Here is a 16,784-nt window from a genome sequence, read left to right on the forward strand (position 1 = left end):
CCCAAAAAATGACAGGCACAACATTTTATGATCTTATTAGTTCGTCAAAACAAAAATAAGAGTAAAATGCTATGCCTGAATCCTTACTTTGCCATAACTTCTTTGATAAGTCCTTATCGAATTTCAATCAAGCGAGAATGAAGACACTTAAAGCATGCTCTGAAGCACTTATAGCGTCTGATAGATTAACCTTAACAAGTTTGGGGCGTTACTTAGCTGGGCGTGCGAACATTAAGCATAAAATAAAAAGGGTTGATCGTTTTCTTAATAACGAGCATTTGTTTAACCAACAAGTTGAAATATACGCTTCGTTGGCCAAACCAATCATTAGCAACTTGCCTTATTTAGCCATTGCAGTGGACTGGAGTGGTTGTTGTCGTTCAGATTACCACCTGCTTAGAGCGAGTTTACTCGTTGACGGCCGTTCTTTAGTGCTTTACAACATGGTTGTTGAATTAAAAGATTTTGATACGCCAGAAACCAATGCCAGATTTTTAGACAACCTCCTTCAAGTTATTGGTGAACACCGGTCCGTTTATATTTTGTCAGATGGTGGTTTTCTTACTCCTTGGTATACTAAAGTCCGTTCATTAGGATGGCACTTTATTGGCCGTCTCAGAGGCACGATGACATGTAAGTTAGAAGGTAAAAATACTTGGGAAAAACTCCCTGCCTTTCATCAGGGAGCGAGCTGTCAACCAACTCGACTTGGCAAAGCGAGGGTTACTCAACACAGTCCAACAGCATGTGATGCATTTCTCCATTTGTACAAAGGAAAATACAAAGGACGAAAAGGGAATAGCCGTTTTACTAAAGATACTCGCATGTATCGACGGCATGCTCATGAGCCATGGTTACTCGCAACATCAGATAATACACTCACTAGTGATCAAGTAATTAAGTTGTACAGTAAAAGGATGCAAATTGAGCAAAACTTTCGCGATGACAAAAGCCAACAATATGGCTTTTCGTGGCGGTTTAGTAAAACACAAGGCGTAAGGCGAATGAGTGCCTTGTGCTTAATTGCATGTTTAGCCAGTCTATTACTTTGGTTTGTTGGCTTTGAAGCGGAGCAGCGCAATTGGCAAATAATGTTTCAGGCTAATACGATAAAACACCGCAGAGTTCTATCGTTTCTTACATTGGCGAAGCAAGTAATTCGGCATAGACTCCACAAAATTAAAAATCACTATCTACAGAAAAGTCGAGAAAACTTTTTAGCTTATTATCAAATATGTTCAGTTATATAAAAATGGGGATCCGTCAGCCCTTCGGGCTGTATCTGTTTGGTATTTCTACTGTGTTAACGCTTGACTGGAGTAGAATAACTACACGGCGCAAGTGTTGCCTTGTATAAATACCAAACAAATTGCGGCAAAAGTAAACATGAAAGATCAACACGCTCTAGAATGACATGAAATTATTTTGATCATGAATAAAAGCGTTTGAGCTCAAACAATGAGCGATATACTATGATTAAAGTTAGTTTTTATTTTTATTAGGTTTTTTGTGGCTTCCCATATTGAAATTCTGGCTATTTTAACCAGTGCAGTGTTTATTGTTTGGTTATTTAGAAAATTACATTTACCAGCTATTCTTGCTTATTTAGTTGCAGGGATGCTTGTTGGTGAGCATGGTTTAGCTTTTGCGCATGAGCATGTAGATTATGAACATTTTGCCGAGCTAGGCATCGTTTTTCTGTTGTTCACTTTAGGGCTAGAGTTTTCCTTACCTAAGCTAATGGCAATGCGACACTTAGTGCTAGCGGTAGGTTGCTTGCAAGTAGTGTTATCATTAATTTGTTTTACCATTATTTCACTCTTCTTTGGTCAATCCTTTGGCAGTGCTTTAGTGATAGGTGGTGTCATTGCTTTATCATCTACCGCGATTGTGATCAGACAGTTAAGCGAGTCTGGTGCCATGAAGCGAAAGTCAGGGCAAATAGCTGTAGCTGTTTTATTATTTCAAGATGTCGCCGTTGTACCATTACTGATTATTATTCCATTATTAGCACCAAGTACCGAAGGTTCGATGATAATCGCTTTGTTTGCTGCGCTAATAAAAGGGGTATTTGTTGTTGGTATTTTACTGGCCGCAGGAAAATGGATACTTCCTCGTTTATTTAATCTAGTTGCACAAGTTAGAACAGATGAATTGTTTGTATTAACGACTTTATTAGTCACACTTGTCGCTTCCGCATTAACGCAATGGTTTGGCCTTTCAATGGCGCTGGGTGCTTTTCTCGCGGGCATGATGTTAGGAGAAAGCCAATATAAGCACCAACTAGAAGCTGACATACGACCTTACCGAGATATATTGCTTGGTTTGTTTTTTGTGACAGTTGGGATGAAATTAGATATTAATGTGTTGGTGTCTTCACCTTTGACCATTGTCAGCTTGGTTGTTGGTTTGATGCTACTAAAAGTGGTCGTGATAAGAATTTTAGCAGTAAAAGCTGGTGAACAAGGAAAAGATGCTTGGGCAGCTGGGATCATGCTCGCACAAATGGGGGAATTTGGCTTTGTGTTAATTGCGCTTGCTACACAAGTCAATGTATTACCTCTTGATGTTGCTTCTTTATTGATTGGGGCAGGTATTTTGAGCATGGCGGTAACGCCATTTATGGTTGATAATGCTCGAAATTGGGGAAAGTGGCTAGCCAATGAACAAAAAACTGATCACGAAGACTTACAAGCATTTAAAGAGTTAGAAGTTAATACAGAACTGAAAGAGCATGTGATTATTTGTGGTTTTGGTCGTATCGGTCAAACGGTTAGTCGGTTTTTAAAACAAGAAGGTATTGATTTTGTTGCCATTGATATGGACCCCTTACGTACGCGAAAAGCGCGTGAAGCGGGAGAAAATGTGTTATTTGGCTCGTCCCGACAAACTGAATTGTTAGAGGCGGCTAAGTTGTCGACGGCTAAACTTGTCGTCATCGCGTTTGGTGAAGATAAACAGTCGATAGAAGTGATACGTAAAGTACGAAGTTTATCACCTAATGTACCTATTTTAGTACGAACTCGTAATGATGATCAGCTTGATAAATTACAAGCTGCTGGTGCAGATCAAGTAGTGCCTGAAAGCCTTGAAGGGAGCTTGATGTTGGTTTCACAAGTGTTGTCACTTTCAGGCGTGCCATTTTCGCATATCGTTAAACGAGTACAGAAGGAAAGGAAAAGTCATTACAGTCATCTGCATGGCTTTTTTCAGGGGGAACATACAGATATGAGCCCTGATGCTATGGACCGTATAGAATTTGCTAATGCGGTGAATTTAACTGGCCATTCTTATGCGGTAGGGCGAACCTTACAATCTTTGAACTTAGCCACACGCCGCGTAACCGTGGTTGCATTGAGAAGAGCTGGTTTTGAAACCGAACAGCCTGATGAAAATACCATTTTGTTAGCGGATGATACCTTGATTATTCGTGGCAAACCAAGACGTGTTGAGCGGGTTGAACGTTTTATGCATGAAGGGGGTTAGCGTAATACCAACTCGCATAAAGATTAAGTCAGTTCAGTGCGATGTCAGAGGTGGGAGAATAAGCGAAACGTTTGCAGGTATAGTTGTTCTACATCAAACACGTTTTGCGCAATTATCGCGCCTCTAACACGCTCCCAAAGGGCGAGTTTAAACGCTTCATAGCCTGTGTTGTTGATTTTAACAAGGACGCTACAAGGATGTAGCTTATTAGAGAACGCAGGAGCACGTTCTCCTGAATAACCATTCTCTGCAATCAACGCCGTGCCTCTAAAGCGTTTAATTCTCGCTGAATGACCGAATATTTATGCGAATTGGTATAATAGGTTTCTTTTGCTCAATCCCCATATCTCTGCATTTGCGTTAGCTTGAAAGATTTACTACGTTCATTTAAGCGATAAAAATTCACGAATACGTGTTTCGTTCTCTAGTGCATCTTGAAAGCCGAGTTTAATGAGTTGATGGCAATAGGTGCGATCAAATAACAGGTAGCTAATGATACTTGATTCAGGATCATTGCTGATGCCCATCGCCCTAAGAAGCAGTCGAATTGATATTGGCATTTGATGATAATGCTCTACTGCTATTGCATTGAAGTCGTGGCTTGGGTTTATTACTAATGTCTCTATTGATTTTAAGCCTTCTTGTGCTATTTTTTTTTCTTCTGGGATTAACGAAAGTGTTTTATTTACACGTTTGAGACGTTCTAAGTCACTTTGCAAAGTGTCTGAAAAAATGCCATCTAGTAAATGACCTGCGATGGTCGCGCTTGTTGGAGGATGTGGATTGTTTTCCTTAGGATGTAATGGTTCTGACGGTTGTTCAACACCGATAATAAATAGCTTCTCACCGCCTAAATGTATTGCAGGGCTCAACGGAGATAGTTGATGAATAGAGCCGTCACCAAAATGTTCTTTTCCAAGTTTGATCGACGGGAACAATAGTGGAATCGCTGCTGAAGCAAGTAAATGATCACTATTTATCTGACAGGGTAAGCCTTTTCGTTTAGCTCGAAACCAAGGAGAAATGGTTTCACTTGATTGAAAAAAACTAATGGAATCACCACTACTATAACTAGACGCAGTGACTGAAAGCGCGCGTAAATGTCCTTTTAATAGATTATTGTCTATACGCTGAAAGTCAACAACATCTGTTAGTAAGGCTCTTAATGGTGCATTGTTAAGTAAGCTGTGCGCCGATTTGTTTGCATAATCTGCTTGAAAGCTCGCTAATATACCACGGTATATATGACTAAATACACGAGCAGGGTCACTATGATATATCCTGCTTGTTGTTAAGTTCTTCCATACCCATTCAAGTTTTTTAACGCCAAGTTGAAAGCAAGATGCATAACAGGCTAAACCGGTTGAGTTGATCGCTCCGGCAGAGGTACCGCAAATAATTGAAAAAGGGATAGGGTGATGCCGTGGGGAAAATTTTGAAATTGCAGACAGCACACCAACTTGATAGGCAGCTCTTGCACCACCCCCAGTTAATACTAATGCGTTTTTTTCATGCTGGCGCGATCGGTACGTCACAAATTAATCACGGTATCTATTCTATCAATTAACGAGAGTTTATCGTTTATTTTAAAGATTACCAAGTTAAATAACTTGAGCTAGGGATAACAACTTACTTTCTAGCCGTTGTTTTTCCTTATTACTGCGTTAAATGTATTTGCAATAGACACGTTATTGACGCACAAATTTTCCTTGCACTAAGAAAAAACTCCGTGCTAGAACAGTGTGATAAATAAAAAGCTTACCGTTTCTGTTGATTCGCTAACTTCTTATCCCGAGCTCAGGTTAAATAATGTTAGCTGGGTTTAAAAATCGTTCTGTATAAACAATGGTAACCAACACGAACATTTAAATTAATAAAAGGCTTATAAAAGTAAAGGCTACTTTTGTTGAGTTGAAAAAAAAGCCAGCATTAGCTGGCTTTTTTAAGTCGACAGAAGAATTATAAACTAGTAAAGCTATTGATTTAACAAATAACGCCTACTAAAAAATAATTTTAGCTGCTAACGCGTTCGTTAGCGGCATCTATCAATGGTTGCGATCCACTCTGGAGATTTGCAAGGTTCTCTGAAACAACTTTCTTTGGTAGCTTACTTACTATCATAGAACCTGTTTCAACCGCACCTCTTGCAGAAGCAAATACCAGTAAGTTTTGACCATTACATTGAATACCATCAAAAACTCTGCGGATTTTGATTTTATTCGTTCTTAAAAATGAGCGCATACGCTTCTTATCATCTGCAGCTACATACTCACATAAGCTTTGAGCTATATTCGATGCTTCTGCTTTAGGAGCAGAAACGATAGACGTCATTGTTAACGCTGTAATAGTTGAAACTAGTAATAATTTTTTCATTTTAATAACCTTTAATTCAAGTTGAGTTTATTAAAAGAAAAAACCACAGGACGTACCTAATTGAACTCGGTAACTCCGCTGTCATAGATAAATTAAATTATCCTTAGACCGGTGGTTTTGCGTAACATGTTTTCGCATGTTTTGCCTTTTCTTTGTCAATTTCAGTATCACTAATTTGTAAGATAAAATCAAGTCTTGTGAAATTGGCAAGTATGTTGAATGTTAAGTTTTTACTATAAATGTATATTTTACAATGTGTTAGATATAACTTTCTCTTGTAGGATATATGGAAACATTACATATGACTTTCTAATTCTTATAAAAAAAGAGCATTAAAGCTCTTTTTTTATTATATTTACTAATAAATTTATTGGTAAAAGTTATATAAATGTCATCTCAGGTACATTTTCAGGTATAACAAGTTCACCAGCAGTTAACGCTTTAATCTCTTCTACAGATACACCAGGTGCACGTTCAACCAGATGAAAGCTATTATCTTTGATTTCGATAAAGGCTAAATCAGTTAGCACTTTGTTGATACAGCCTTTACCTGTTAATGGTAAGGTACATTGCGAGAGTAACTTAGATTCCCCGTGCTTAGACGCATGGGTCATAGTAACAATAATGTTTTCAGCACCTGCAACTAAGTCCATTGCACCACCCATGCCTTTAATCAACTTACCAGGGATCATATATGAAGCAATATTGCCCTGAACGTCAACTTCAAAAGCGCCTAATACAGTGAGGTCAACATGCCCACCACGGATCATAGCAAATGATTCTGCTGAATCAAAAATTGATGCTCCCTTAGCGGTGGTTACTGTTTGCTTACCAGCATTGATTAAGTCAGCGTCTATTTCGTCTTCAGTAGGAAATTGACCCATGCCAAGTAAACCATTTTCAGATTGCAACATGACTTCCATGCCATTGGGTACGTAATTGGCGACTAATGTAGGAATGCCTATGCCAAGATTTACGTAAAAACCATCTTGCAGTTCTTGTGCTACGCGTTGCGCAATTTGTTCTCTAGATAAAGCCATGTTAACTCCTTATGCGCTTCTAATTGTGCGTTGTTCGATGCGTTTCTCAAACGTCCCTTTAATGAGACGGTTAACGTAAATGCCAGGGGTGTGAATTTCATCAGGTGCTAACTCACCCGGCTCAACGATTTCTTCTACTTCAACTACGGTTATTTTGCCTGCAGTAGCAGCCATAGGGTTGAAGTTACGTGCGGTTTTTCTAAACACAAGGTTTCCGTATCGGTCTGCTTTCCATGCTTTTACGATGGCAAAGTCACCGGTAATGGCTTTTTCTAATATATAGTGACGACCATCAAATTCACGTTCTTCTTTACCTTCGGCCACAGGTGTACCATAACCTGTGGCGGTATAAAATGCAGGAATACCTGCGCCACCTGCGCGCATTTTCTCAGCGAGTGTACCTTGAGGAGTTAAGATAACTTCAAGTTCACCACTCATCATTTGTCGCTCAAACTCAGCATTTTCGCCAACATATGAAGCGAGTATTTTTTTTATTTGTCGATTAGGCAGTAATACCCCTAAACCAAAATCATCAACACCGCAGTTATTTGAAACAACGGTTAACCCTTTTGTGCCTTTACGTTTGATCTCTGTAATAAGATTTTCCGGTATACCGCATAAGCCAAAACCGCCAGCAATAACTGTCATGTTATCTTCTAGCCCTGCTAATGCTTCTTCATAGCTCGACACTACTTTGTCAAAACCCGCCATGATTAACTCCTTGCTAAATGTAAGATCAACGAGTGTTGCAGTTGATCATTAAAATTTGAATGATTATAAAAGTAAAGCTATTCGCATTTAGCTAAAAATGCATTTGAAACTTTTGAAACCGGTGCCTTGCCGAGTTTGTTACTGATATACCAGCCTGCTTCAAGTAAGGTATCGAAGTTAATCCCTGTTTCTATCGCTAAGCCATTTAGCATATAAACAACGTCTTCTGTTGCTACATTACCTGAAGCACCCTTAGCATAAGGGCAACCGCCTAAGCCAGCAATGGCTGAGTCGACAACACTTACGCCGTGTTGTAACGCGGCGTAAATATTCGTTAACGCTTGACCGTAGGTATCATGAAAGTGAACAGCAAGGTGCTTTACGGGGATTCGGGCGCTTACTGCCTGTAACATTTTATTGACACTGGCTACAGTACCTACGCCAATTGTGTCACCAAGTGAAACTTCATAGCAGCCCATTTTGTATAACTTTTCAGCAACCTCAGCCACTGTATCTGGTGCAATATAACCATCGTAAGGACAACCAACTACGCAAGAAACATAACCTCGTACAAGTATGCCATGTTGCTTTGCGGCACGAATAACAGGTTCAAATCGCGCTAGGCTTTCATCTATTGAGCAATTAATATTTTTTTGGCTAAATGCTTCTGAAGCAGCACCAAAAATAGCAACTTCTGAAACACCTGCAGCAAGCGCTGCTTCAAAGCCTTTTAAATTAGGAGTTAATGCCGCATACGTGACGTTTGTTTTTCGTTCTATACCTGCCATTACGTCGGAAGAGGTTGCCATTTGTGGTACCCATTTAGGCGACACAAAGCTTGCAGCTTCGATATAGCTTAATCCGGCGTTACTCAGTTTGTTAATTAACTGTATTTTATCTTTTGCGGCAACGAGTTCTTTTTCATTTTGTAAGCCGTCTCTTGGGCCAACTTCAACAATTTTTACTGATTTAGGTAGTGCCATCAGCCTTGCTCCTTGGGCGTAAACGCTAATAGTTCAGCGCCGCCATCTACCATATCGCCAGTTTGATAATAAACTGTATCGATTATGCCATCTGTAGGTGCCTTAATAGTATGCTCCATTTTCATTGCTTCCATGATCATTAATGGTTGATCTTTCGTAACCGTATCTCCTTGATTAATTAATACGCTGACCATGGTTCCGTTCATAGGCGCAGTTAAGCCGTTTGCATTATCTTCAGCGTTACTTAACCCACAATCAGGGCGTATATAAGTAAAATTAAACACGCCATTTGATCTATATAAACTGATATTATCGCCTTCACGACTTATCGTTGCTTGACTGCGATAACCGTCAATACTGGTAGAAAGTTCATCACCAACTATTGTTCCTTGACAGTCTAATGTACGTCCTTGAAATGCATGATGCTCAACAGTGATTATGTAGTAGCGTCGATTCCCCATTCGCTTTTGCTCAACAATAACGGGGTAGTGAGTGTCATTATGCGCTAATGTTAGCTTATGAATGTGGGCTTCATTAAGTCGCCAAGCATTGGTGTGATTCCAAGGAGAGTGAGGATCTGTCGTACTTTTAGCGTGTGTTTTAGAGCGTTCAGCTAAAGAGAGCACTAAATACAGAGCAGCCATTGGTAATTCGTTGGTTAGTGCTTGCTCGGTATCGTGAAAAATATCATCGTGATGTTTTTCGATAAAACCAGTATCAATATTGCGGTTTATGAACGCTTGGCAAGTTGCTAAGTTATATAGGAAATCGAGATTAGTGACCACACCATTAATACGGTATTCTGTCAGTGCTTTCGTTAAACGTTGTAGTGCTTTGTCACGATTTTCATCCCAAACAATAAGTTTAGCTATCATTGGATCATAAAAAACACTGACTTCATCTCCTTGGCGTACGCCGGTATCCACTCGAACATATTTGCTTTCTTGTGGCGTACGTAGAAAGCTTAAATTGCCAGTGGCTGGTAAAAAGTCATTATTGGCATCTTCAGCGTAAATACGTGCTTCAAAAGCATGTCCGTGGATCTCAAGTTGGTCTTGTGTTTTTGGTAAGGCTTCATCAGCTGCGACACGTAGCTGCCATTCAACTAGATCTTGTCTGGTAATTAACTCTGTAACAGGGTGTTCAACCTGTAAACGAGTATTCATTTCCATAAAATAGAAGGAACCGTCTTGATCAAGTAAGAATTCAACAGTACCTGCCCCTCGGTAACCAATTGCTTTAGCTGACTTTATTGCAGCTTCACCCATTTTTTCACGTAACGTTTGCGATAAGTTGAATGCAGGTGCTTCTTCGATCACTTTTTGATGTCGGCGTTGCACTGAACAATCACGTTCGAACAGATAAACTGCATTGTCATGATTATCACAAAAGACTTGTATTTCAACATGGCGGGGTTGTGTTAAGTATTTTTCCACTAACATCGTGTCGTCACCAAAAGATGATTTTGCTTCGCGTTTTGCTGCAGCAAAACCTTCGGCAAAGTCTTCTTCGCTCCACACCTGGCGCATACCTTTACCACCACCGCCAGCAGTTGCTTTTAGCAAGACAGGATAACCCATGTCATCAGCCGCATTTTTAATGACTGCTTCCGTTTGATCATCACCATGGTAACCTGGTACGAGTGGAACTCGTGCTTTTTCCATGATTGTTTTCGCGGCAGATTTAGAGCCCATGGCTTCAATAGCGCCAACTGGTGGGCCAATAAAGGTAATATTTTCCTGTTCACATAAACGACAAAATTCTGCATTTTCAGAGAGAAAACCATAGCCAGGGTGTATTGCCTGTGCACCTGTACGTTTTGCTGCCGCAATCACTTTTTCTGATAATAAATAACTCTCACGAGAGGGAGAGGGGCCAAGATAAACAGCTTCATCTGCCATACTCACATGTAAAGCATTAGCATCAGCGTCAGAATACACCGCCACCGTAGCAATGCCCATTTTACGGGCTGTTTTAATCACTCTACAAGCTATTTCACCACGGTTAGCAATGAGTATCTTAGTGAACATTGTTGAAGCATGTTGCATGTTATTGTCCTTCATTCTTATCTACTTTTTGCCATTGTGGCTGACGCTTTTCAAAAAAAGCATTTAACCCTTCTTGACCCTGATCGGAAACACGAATAGCGGCGATACGCTCACTGGTAATACCTAATAATTTATTGTCAATGTCTTGAAAAGCGACATCTAAGGCGAGTTGTTTTGCTTGTTGAATCGCTTCTGGGCCATTCGCTAAAAGTGTTGAAACCATATCATTTACAGTGTTATCGAGCGCTTCAAGATCGACGACTTCATCAACTAACCCTAGTTGATTTGCTTTTTCAGCAAAAAACCTTTCTGCGGTTTGAAAGTATCGCCTAGCTGCTTTTTGACCAATGGCAGCGACAACGTAAGGGCTGATGGTAGCTGGAATTAGACCTAGTTTTACTTCGCTTAGGCAAAAGCTAGCTCGGTCACTGGCAATGACAATATCGCAACAGCTAGCTAAGCCAACAGCGCCGCCAAATGCCGCACCTTGCACTTTTGCAATGGTTGTTTGTGGCATGAAGTTTAATGCGTGTAGCATTTGTGCAAGATTATTGGCATCGTTTAGGTTTTCTTCAAAACTATAATTGGCCATTCGCTTCATCCAAGCTAAATCAGCACCCGCTGAAAAGCTTTTACCGTTTGCGGCCAGAATCATAATGCGAATATCGCTGCGTTTAGCAATATCAATGAATAAGCGTTTTAATATATCAATGATAGTGTCATCAAACGCGTTATGCTTGTCTGGAGTGTTGAGTGTTACTGTTGCAACACCATAACGATCAACATCAAAAAGTACAGAGTTTTCAAGTGTATTCATGTTGCCTCCTACATACGGAAGATACCAAACTTGGTCTCTTCAATGGCTTTATTTAATGAAGCGGAAATAGCTAAACCTAATACTTGTCGGGTGTCCGCGGGGTCAATAACACCATCGTCCCAAAGGCGGGCTGATGCATAGTAGGGATGCCCTTGATGTTCATACGTATCAATAATCGGTTGCTTGAAGGATTGTTCTGCTTCTGTTGACCAAGTTTCACCGCGTTTTTCTTTCTGATCACGTTTTACTTGTGCGAGTACTCCGGCAGCTTGTTCGCCACCCATCACTGAAATTCGTGCATTTGGCCACATAAAGAGAAAGCGTGGGTCATAAGCGCGACCACACATACCATAGTTACCTGCACCGAAACTGCCACCGATTAAGACGGTAAATTTAGGCACTTGTGCCGTGGCTACGGCAGTCACCATTTTAGCCCCATGTTTTGCAATGCCACCGGACTCGTATTGTTGGCCCACCATAAAACCAGTGATATTTTGTAAAAAGACCAATGGAATTTTACGCTGCGCGCATAACTCAATAAAATGAGCGCCTTTTTGTGCAGACTCTCCAAAAAGAATACCGTTATTAGCGATAATACCAACAGGGTAACCAAAAATGCGTGCAAAACCACACACCAATGTTGTGCCATATAATGCTTTAAATTCGTCAAACTCGCTGCCGTCGACAATTCGGGCAATAATTTCTCTAATATCAAAGGGCTGTTTAGTATCTTTTGGGATGATCCCGTAAATATCTTCTACAGGGTACTCTGGCTCAATTACCGGCTTGATGTCCATTTGAACAGGCTTAACACGGTTCAGGTTTGTAACGGCAGTTCGGGCCAACTCGAGGGCGTGATTATCATTTTGTGCATAATGATCAGCAACACCTGAGGTTCGACAATGTACGTCTGCGCCACCTAAGTCTTCTGCCGAAACCACTTCGCCTGTAGCGGCTTTTACTAGAGGAGGGCCAGCGAGAAAAATAGTGCCTTGTTCTTTTACAATAATAGATTCATCTGCCATTGCTGGCACATAAGCACCACCGGCAGTACATGACCCCATAACTACGGCAATTTGAGGAATGGCTTTCGCAGACATCGTCGCTTGATTAAAAAAGATACGACCAAAATGTTCTCTATCGGGAAATACATCATCTTGATTAGGAAGGTTGGCGCCACCTGAATCAACTAAGTAGATACAAGGTAGATTGTTTTCTTGTGCGATGGTTTGTGCTCTTAAATGCTTTTTAACGGTTAGTGGGTAGTAGGTGCCACCTTTCACCGTTGCGTCATTAGCTACAATGACACACTCTTGACCACCCACTCTGCCAATACCGGTAATAATTCCAGCGGCCGGTACATCATCATCATAGACCTCATAAGCTGCTAATTGTGATAGCTCAAGAAATGGAGCACCTGGGTCAAGTAATTCATTAACTCTATCTCTAGGTAATAACTTTCCCCTAGATAGATGTCGATCACGACTGCGTTCACCACCACCATGTTTTATTTGATTGAGTTTTTGCTTTAAGTCGTCAACTTGAAGCTGCATATGTTGTGCATTTTCGATGAATTCAGGGCTTCTTGAATTAATTTTTGAAATGATCTTAGCCACGTTGCTACCTTAATATTTGTATTAACAACTAAAATTTAGCGTGAACAACGCAAGACTTATGGTTTTATCAGCCTTGCGTTTAGGGTTACTTACTCTCGTTAAAAAGCTCGCGACCAATTAACATTCGGCGAATTTCTGAAGTACCAGCGCCAATTTCGTAGAGTTTTGCATCACGTAATAATCGTCCGGCAGGAAATTCATTTATGTAGCCATTTCCGCCAAGTAACTGTATGGCATCTAACGCCATTTTTGTTGCCAACTCTGCAGAATATAAAATGACTGCTGCGGCGTCTTTTCGTGTGGTTTCACCGCGGTCACAGGCTTGCGCTACCATATAAACGTACGACTTAGCAGCGTTCATTTGTGTGTACATGTCGGCGACTTTTCCTTGGACTAACTGAAATTCACCAATAGATTGACCAAACTGTTTTCGGTCATGTACGTAAGGAACAACGAGATCCATACAAGCATCCATAATGCCTAAAGGACCACCTGATAATACTAGGCGCTCATAGTCTAAACCTGACATTAATACACGAACACCTTTGCCTTCTTCACCAATAATGTTTTCAGCGGGTACTTCGCAATTTTCAAATACAAGTTCACACGTGTTAGAGCCACGCATACCCAATTTATCGAGCTTTTGATGGCGACTAAACCCCGGGAAATCTCGTTCTACAATAAACGCAGTAATCCCCTTTGAACCTGCAGATACATCTGTTTTGGCATAGATAATAAACACATGGGCATCTGGACCATTAGTGATCCACATTTTATTACCATTCAAAATGTATTTATCACCTTGCTTTTCAGCACGAAGTTTCATGCTGACTACATCAGAACCTGCATTGGGTTCAGACATAGCGAGTGCGCCGATATGTTCACCAGTACATAATTTAGGTAAATATTTTAATTTTTGTTCGTGATTACCATTTTTTCGTAACTGGTTTAAGCATAAATTTGACATAGCACCATAGCTCAGTCCTACTGAAGCGGAAGCGCGAGATATCTCTTGCATGGCAACAACATGTTCTAAATAACCAAGATCTGAGCCACCATACTGCTCTTCAACAGTCATACCAAGTAGGCCCATATCACCAAATTTACGCCACAAATCAGCAGGAAATTCGTTGTCTATATCAATTTGAGCAGCGCGTGGAGCAATCTCATCGCGGGCGAATGCGTTTACTTGGCTACGGATCATCTCAACGGTTTCGCCAAGATTGAAATTAAGTGATGAAAATGTCGAAATCATGTTGTTTCCTTAATTGTAATATTTGTCTAGCAATGGGTGCGTTATATTGCGTTTATTATTTATTATTTATGTTATGCAACGCGTCTTTACAGTTTTCTTCTAAACCATCAAGCTCAACTAATACCGCTTGAATGTCTTCTAATTGCTGCGTCAAATCAGATTTCTTTTGGGCAATTAACTTCATTATGGTTGTTAATTGTGTTGCACTTGATCTATCGGCATCATAAAGCTCAAACAATCTTCCTGTTTCAGCTAATGAGAAACCTAGACGTTTACCGCGTAAAATTAACTTTAGACGAACTTTGTCTCTTTGGTTATAAATTCTTGTTTGACCTTTACGTGTCGGGTGAATTAACCCTTGATCTTCGTAAAAACGTATACTTCGTGTCGTCACATCAAACTCTTTGGCTAACTCGCCAATAGAGTAGGTTGCATTATTTTTCTTGCTCATTTCGCACCCATTATGAATAATAGTGTCGATAACATAGCATGAACTTTACGTTTACGTAAACTTCCTTTTTGGTTTGGCTACCTTATTCTCCTCATATGTGACTATAGTGTGATACGCATAGTGGAAATTTTCTAATACACTGTGTGGTACTTTTCTGCTTTTGAAAGCTTAAGTTAACGTTGGCGTAAACGTAAATTTGAGTTAGTCTGTTTAACAAGTCAAATGACACTGTTTTAATTTTTGGAGAATAATATGTCTACGCAAGATCCTGTGGTTATTGTTGCTGCTAAGCGAACCCCTATGGGAGGCTTCCTAGGTGGATTGTCAGCGGTAACTGCACCAAACCTTGGTGCAACGGCAATTAAAGCCGCTGTTGCTGAATCAGGCTTAAGTGCTGACCAAATTGATGAAGTCGTTATGGGCTGTGTATTACCCGCTGGTTTAAAACAAGCACCAGCACGCCAAGCTGCACTCGAAGCTGATTTAGATCTTTCAACTGTTTGCACCACAATAAATAAAGTCTGTGGTTCAGGTATGAAGGCGGCTATGCAAGCGCATGATGCTTTAATCGCTGGCTCTATCGATGTTGCTGTCGCTGGCGGTATGGAGAGTATGACCAATGCTCCTCATCTACTAGCTTCTGGCCGTTCCGGGATTAAAATGGGTAGCGGACAATTGCTTGATCACATGATGATTGATGGCCTTGAAAATGCTTATGATGGTATTTCAATGGGGTGTTTTGCTCAAGAAACTGCTGATGAAGCAAGCTTTACCCGCGAAGAAATGGATAACTATGCCATTCGCTCATTATCTCGAGCAAATGCAGCAATTGACAGTGGTGCTTTTAACCAAGAGATAGCTTCTGTATCCATTAAATCACGTAAAGGCGAGATTATTTTTGATACTGATGAACAGCCGGGGAATGCTCGTCCGGACAAAATTCCTTCATTACGCCCAGCGTTCAAAAAAGACGGTACCATTACAGCGGCTAACTCTAGTTCAATATCTGATGGTGCTGCAGCCTTGGTGATGATGAAGCAATCAGAAGCTGAAAAACGCGGTTTAGCACCTTTATGTAAAATCGTTGCTCATGCAACGCATGCACAAAAGCCTGCTGAATTTACCGTTGCGCCTGTAGGGGCAATGAAAAAAGTATTAGATAAAGCGAATTGGACTACTGATGAGGTAGAACTTTGGGAAATTAATGAAGCGTTTGCCATGGTAACTATGTTAGCGATTAAGTCTTTATCTCTTGATGTTGAAAAGGTTAACGTTAATGGTGGGGCATGTGCGCTTGGTCATCCTTTAGGGGCAAGTGGTGCGCGTATCATGGTAACGTTAATTCATGCGTTAAAAAATAAAGGGTTATCAAAAGGCGTGGCTTCATTGTGTATTGGTGGCGGTGAAGCAACGGCAATTGCGTTAGAAATGATCTAATTGCTATAAATTCATTGATTGATGTTATTGAAATGACTTTTAAAAACCACTTAATTTTTTAAGTGGTTTTTTTGTTGGTATGGCTTTTGAATAAACGTATAGTACTTATTATAACTGTCAATTTTATAACACTATGCTTGCAATAATGTCTGAAGCACTACCTATTGAGATTAAGGCTGCTGATGAAGCTAAAAAATCGTTAGCTAACATTAGCTCGGTGGTAAATAAATTAGAAGCGCAATTAAATTTTATTGCGATGACCGCAGGGTGGTTTTCTGATCCAGAACAGGAATTAACCATTGAGTTTTCGGTTAATAGCGAGCCGTTTTTTCCAAAACAACTATTTCCCGTTGCAGATGAGTTTATCGTTTTAGCCGATGATGTGCATTTTGCTTATCATGATGAACAATGTAAATATCAATGCTATGTTCAATTGACCGGTACAGAAATCGAACTAGCGAAACAAAAAAAATCTATACTAGCAGCAATTTTAGATAAGAAATTAACCATTGTATTAAATGAGATTGCCTTAAAACAAAGGTTGTCATTCATTTAAAATGATTAATC

14 protein-coding genes and 1 riboswitch are annotated in these 16,784 nt (G+C 40.2%); of the genes, 4 read left to right on the top strand and 10 right to left on the bottom strand.

Features of this window, described 5'->3' with window-relative positions; translation table 11 throughout:
• Positions 1–71 precede the first annotated feature (71 nt).
• Positions 72–1,250: an IS4 family transposase gene (locus QUE72_RS07890; protein ID WP_286269174.1), complete on the top strand. Its 1,179-nt coding sequence runs from the start codon at positions 72–74 to the stop codon at positions 1,248–1,250.
• Between the two features lie 259 nt (positions 1,251–1,509).
• Positions 1,510–3,486, top strand: coding sequence for a monovalent cation:proton antiporter family protein (locus tag QUE72_RS07895; protein WP_286272611.1), 1,977 nt, complete (start codon positions 1,510–1,512; stop codon positions 3,484–3,486).
• A gap of 383 nt (positions 3,487–3,869) precedes the next feature.
• On the opposite strand, the gene QUE72_RS07900 is transcribed toward QUE72_RS07895, so the two are convergent.
• The 10 genes from QUE72_RS07900 to QUE72_RS07945 all read right to left on the bottom strand — a co-directional run bounded on the left by QUE72_RS07900 (position 3,870) and on the right by QUE72_RS07945 (position 14,780).
• Positions 3,870–5,021: a patatin-like phospholipase family protein gene (locus tag QUE72_RS07900; RefSeq protein WP_286272612.1), complete on the bottom strand. Its 1,152-nt coding sequence runs from the start codon at positions 5,019–5,021 to the stop codon at positions 3,870–3,872.
• A gap of 478 nt (positions 5,022–5,499) precedes the next feature.
• Entirely contained in the window at positions 5,500–5,859 is a 360-nt protein-coding gene (locus QUE72_RS07905; protein WP_074498554.1) for a DUF3718 domain-containing protein, read from the bottom strand.
• Between the two features lie 65 nt (positions 5,860–5,924).
• A riboswitch (cyclic di-GMP riboswitch) is annotated at positions 5,925–6,015 on the bottom strand.
• Between the two features lie 224 nt (positions 6,016–6,239).
• Positions 6,240–6,899, bottom strand: coding sequence for a 3-oxoacid CoA-transferase subunit B (locus tag QUE72_RS07910; protein WP_074498553.1), 660 nt, complete (start codon positions 6,897–6,899; stop codon positions 6,240–6,242).
• A gap of 9 nt (positions 6,900–6,908) precedes the next feature.
• Positions 6,909–7,610, bottom strand: coding sequence for a CoA transferase subunit A (locus tag QUE72_RS07915; protein ID WP_286272613.1), 702 nt, complete (start codon positions 7,608–7,610; stop codon positions 6,909–6,911).
• A gap of 77 nt (positions 7,611–7,687) precedes the next feature.
• Positions 7,688–8,593: a hydroxymethylglutaryl-CoA lyase gene (locus QUE72_RS07920; RefSeq protein WP_286272614.1), complete on the bottom strand. Its 906-nt coding sequence runs from the start codon at positions 8,591–8,593 to the stop codon at positions 7,688–7,690.
• Positions 8,593–10,623: an acetyl/propionyl/methylcrotonyl-CoA carboxylase subunit alpha gene (locus QUE72_RS07925; RefSeq protein WP_286272959.1), complete on the bottom strand. Its 2,031-nt coding sequence runs from the start codon at positions 10,621–10,623 to the stop codon at positions 8,593–8,595. The genes QUE72_RS07920 and QUE72_RS07925 overlap by 1 nt, the downstream gene beginning before the upstream one ends.
• 19 nt (positions 10,624–10,642) lie before the next feature.
• Positions 10,643–11,458 carry an enoyl-CoA hydratase/isomerase family protein gene (locus tag QUE72_RS07930; protein ID WP_286272615.1) on the bottom strand — a complete coding sequence of 272 codons (816 nt, stop codon included), beginning with the start codon at positions 11,456–11,458 and terminating at the stop codon, positions 10,643–10,645.
• An 8-nt stretch (positions 11,459–11,466) separates the two neighbouring features.
• Positions 11,467–13,074 carry a carboxyl transferase domain-containing protein gene (locus QUE72_RS07935; protein ID WP_286272616.1) on the bottom strand — a complete coding sequence of 536 codons (1,608 nt, stop codon included), beginning with the start codon at positions 13,072–13,074 and terminating at the stop codon, positions 11,467–11,469.
• 85 nt (positions 13,075–13,159) lie between these two features.
• Positions 13,160–14,329 (bottom strand): isovaleryl-CoA dehydrogenase, encoded by a 1,170-nt coding sequence (locus QUE72_RS07940; RefSeq protein WP_286272618.1) that lies wholly within the window; start codon positions 14,327–14,329, stop codon positions 13,160–13,162.
• Between the two features lie 55 nt (positions 14,330–14,384).
• Positions 14,385–14,780, bottom strand: coding sequence for a MerR family transcriptional regulator (locus QUE72_RS07945; protein ID WP_074498547.1), 396 nt, complete (start codon positions 14,778–14,780; stop codon positions 14,385–14,387).
• A 252-nt stretch (positions 14,781–15,032) separates the two neighbouring features.
• Here QUE72_RS07945 and QUE72_RS07950 point away from each other — a divergent pair, with 252 nt between their 5' ends.
• Positions 15,033–16,217, top strand: coding sequence for an acetyl-CoA C-acyltransferase (locus QUE72_RS07950; protein WP_286272622.1), 1,185 nt, complete (start codon positions 15,033–15,035; stop codon positions 16,215–16,217).
• 145 nt (positions 16,218–16,362) lie between these two features.
• A complete protein-coding gene (locus QUE72_RS07955; protein ID WP_139302595.1) occupies positions 16,363–16,773 on the top strand; it encodes a hypothetical protein in 411 nt (136 codons plus the stop codon).
• The last annotated feature ends 11 nt before the right edge of the window (positions 16,774–16,784 follow it).

The sequence above is a fragment of the Thalassotalea hakodatensis genome (assembly GCF_030295995.1).
Lineage (GTDB): Bacteria > Pseudomonadota > Gammaproteobacteria > Enterobacterales > Alteromonadaceae > Thalassotalea_C > Thalassotalea_C hakodatensis.

Coding starts and splice junctions, on each gene's coding strand:
- QUE72_RS07890 (WP_286269174.1), top strand. CDS start 72: ATGCCTGAATCCTTACTTTGCCATAACTTCTTTGATAAGTCCTTATCG.
- QUE72_RS07905 (WP_074498554.1), bottom strand. CDS start 5,859: ATGAAAAAATTATTACTAGTTTCAACTATTACAGCGTTAACAATGACG.
- QUE72_RS07910 (WP_074498553.1), bottom strand. CDS start 6,899: ATGGCTTTATCTAGAGAACAAATTGCGCAACGCGTAGCACAAGAACTG.
- QUE72_RS07915 (WP_286272613.1), bottom strand. CDS start 7,610: ATGGCGGGTTTTGACAAAGTAGTGTCGAGCTATGAAGAAGCATTAGCA.
- QUE72_RS07920 (WP_286272614.1), bottom strand. CDS start 8,593: ATGGCACTACCTAAATCAGTAAAAATTGTTGAAGTTGGCCCAAGAGAC.
- QUE72_RS07925 (WP_286272959.1), bottom strand. CDS start 10,623: ATGTTCACTAAGATACTCATTGCTAACCGTGGTGAAATAGCTTGTAGA.
- QUE72_RS07930 (WP_286272615.1), bottom strand. CDS start 11,458: ATGAATACACTTGAAAACTCTGTACTTTTTGATGTTGATCGTTATGGT.
- QUE72_RS07940 (WP_286272618.1), bottom strand. CDS start 14,329: ATGATTTCGACATTTTCATCACTTAATTTCAATCTTGGCGAAACCGTT.
- QUE72_RS07945 (WP_074498547.1), bottom strand. CDS start 14,780: ATGAGCAAGAAAAATAATGCAACCTACTCTATTGGCGAGTTAGCCAAA.
- QUE72_RS07950 (WP_286272622.1), top strand. CDS start 15,033: ATGTCTACGCAAGATCCTGTGGTTATTGTTGCTGCTAAGCGAACCCCT.
- QUE72_RS07955 (WP_139302595.1), top strand. CDS start 16,363: ATGTCTGAAGCACTACCTATTGAGATTAAGGCTGCTGATGAAGCTAAA.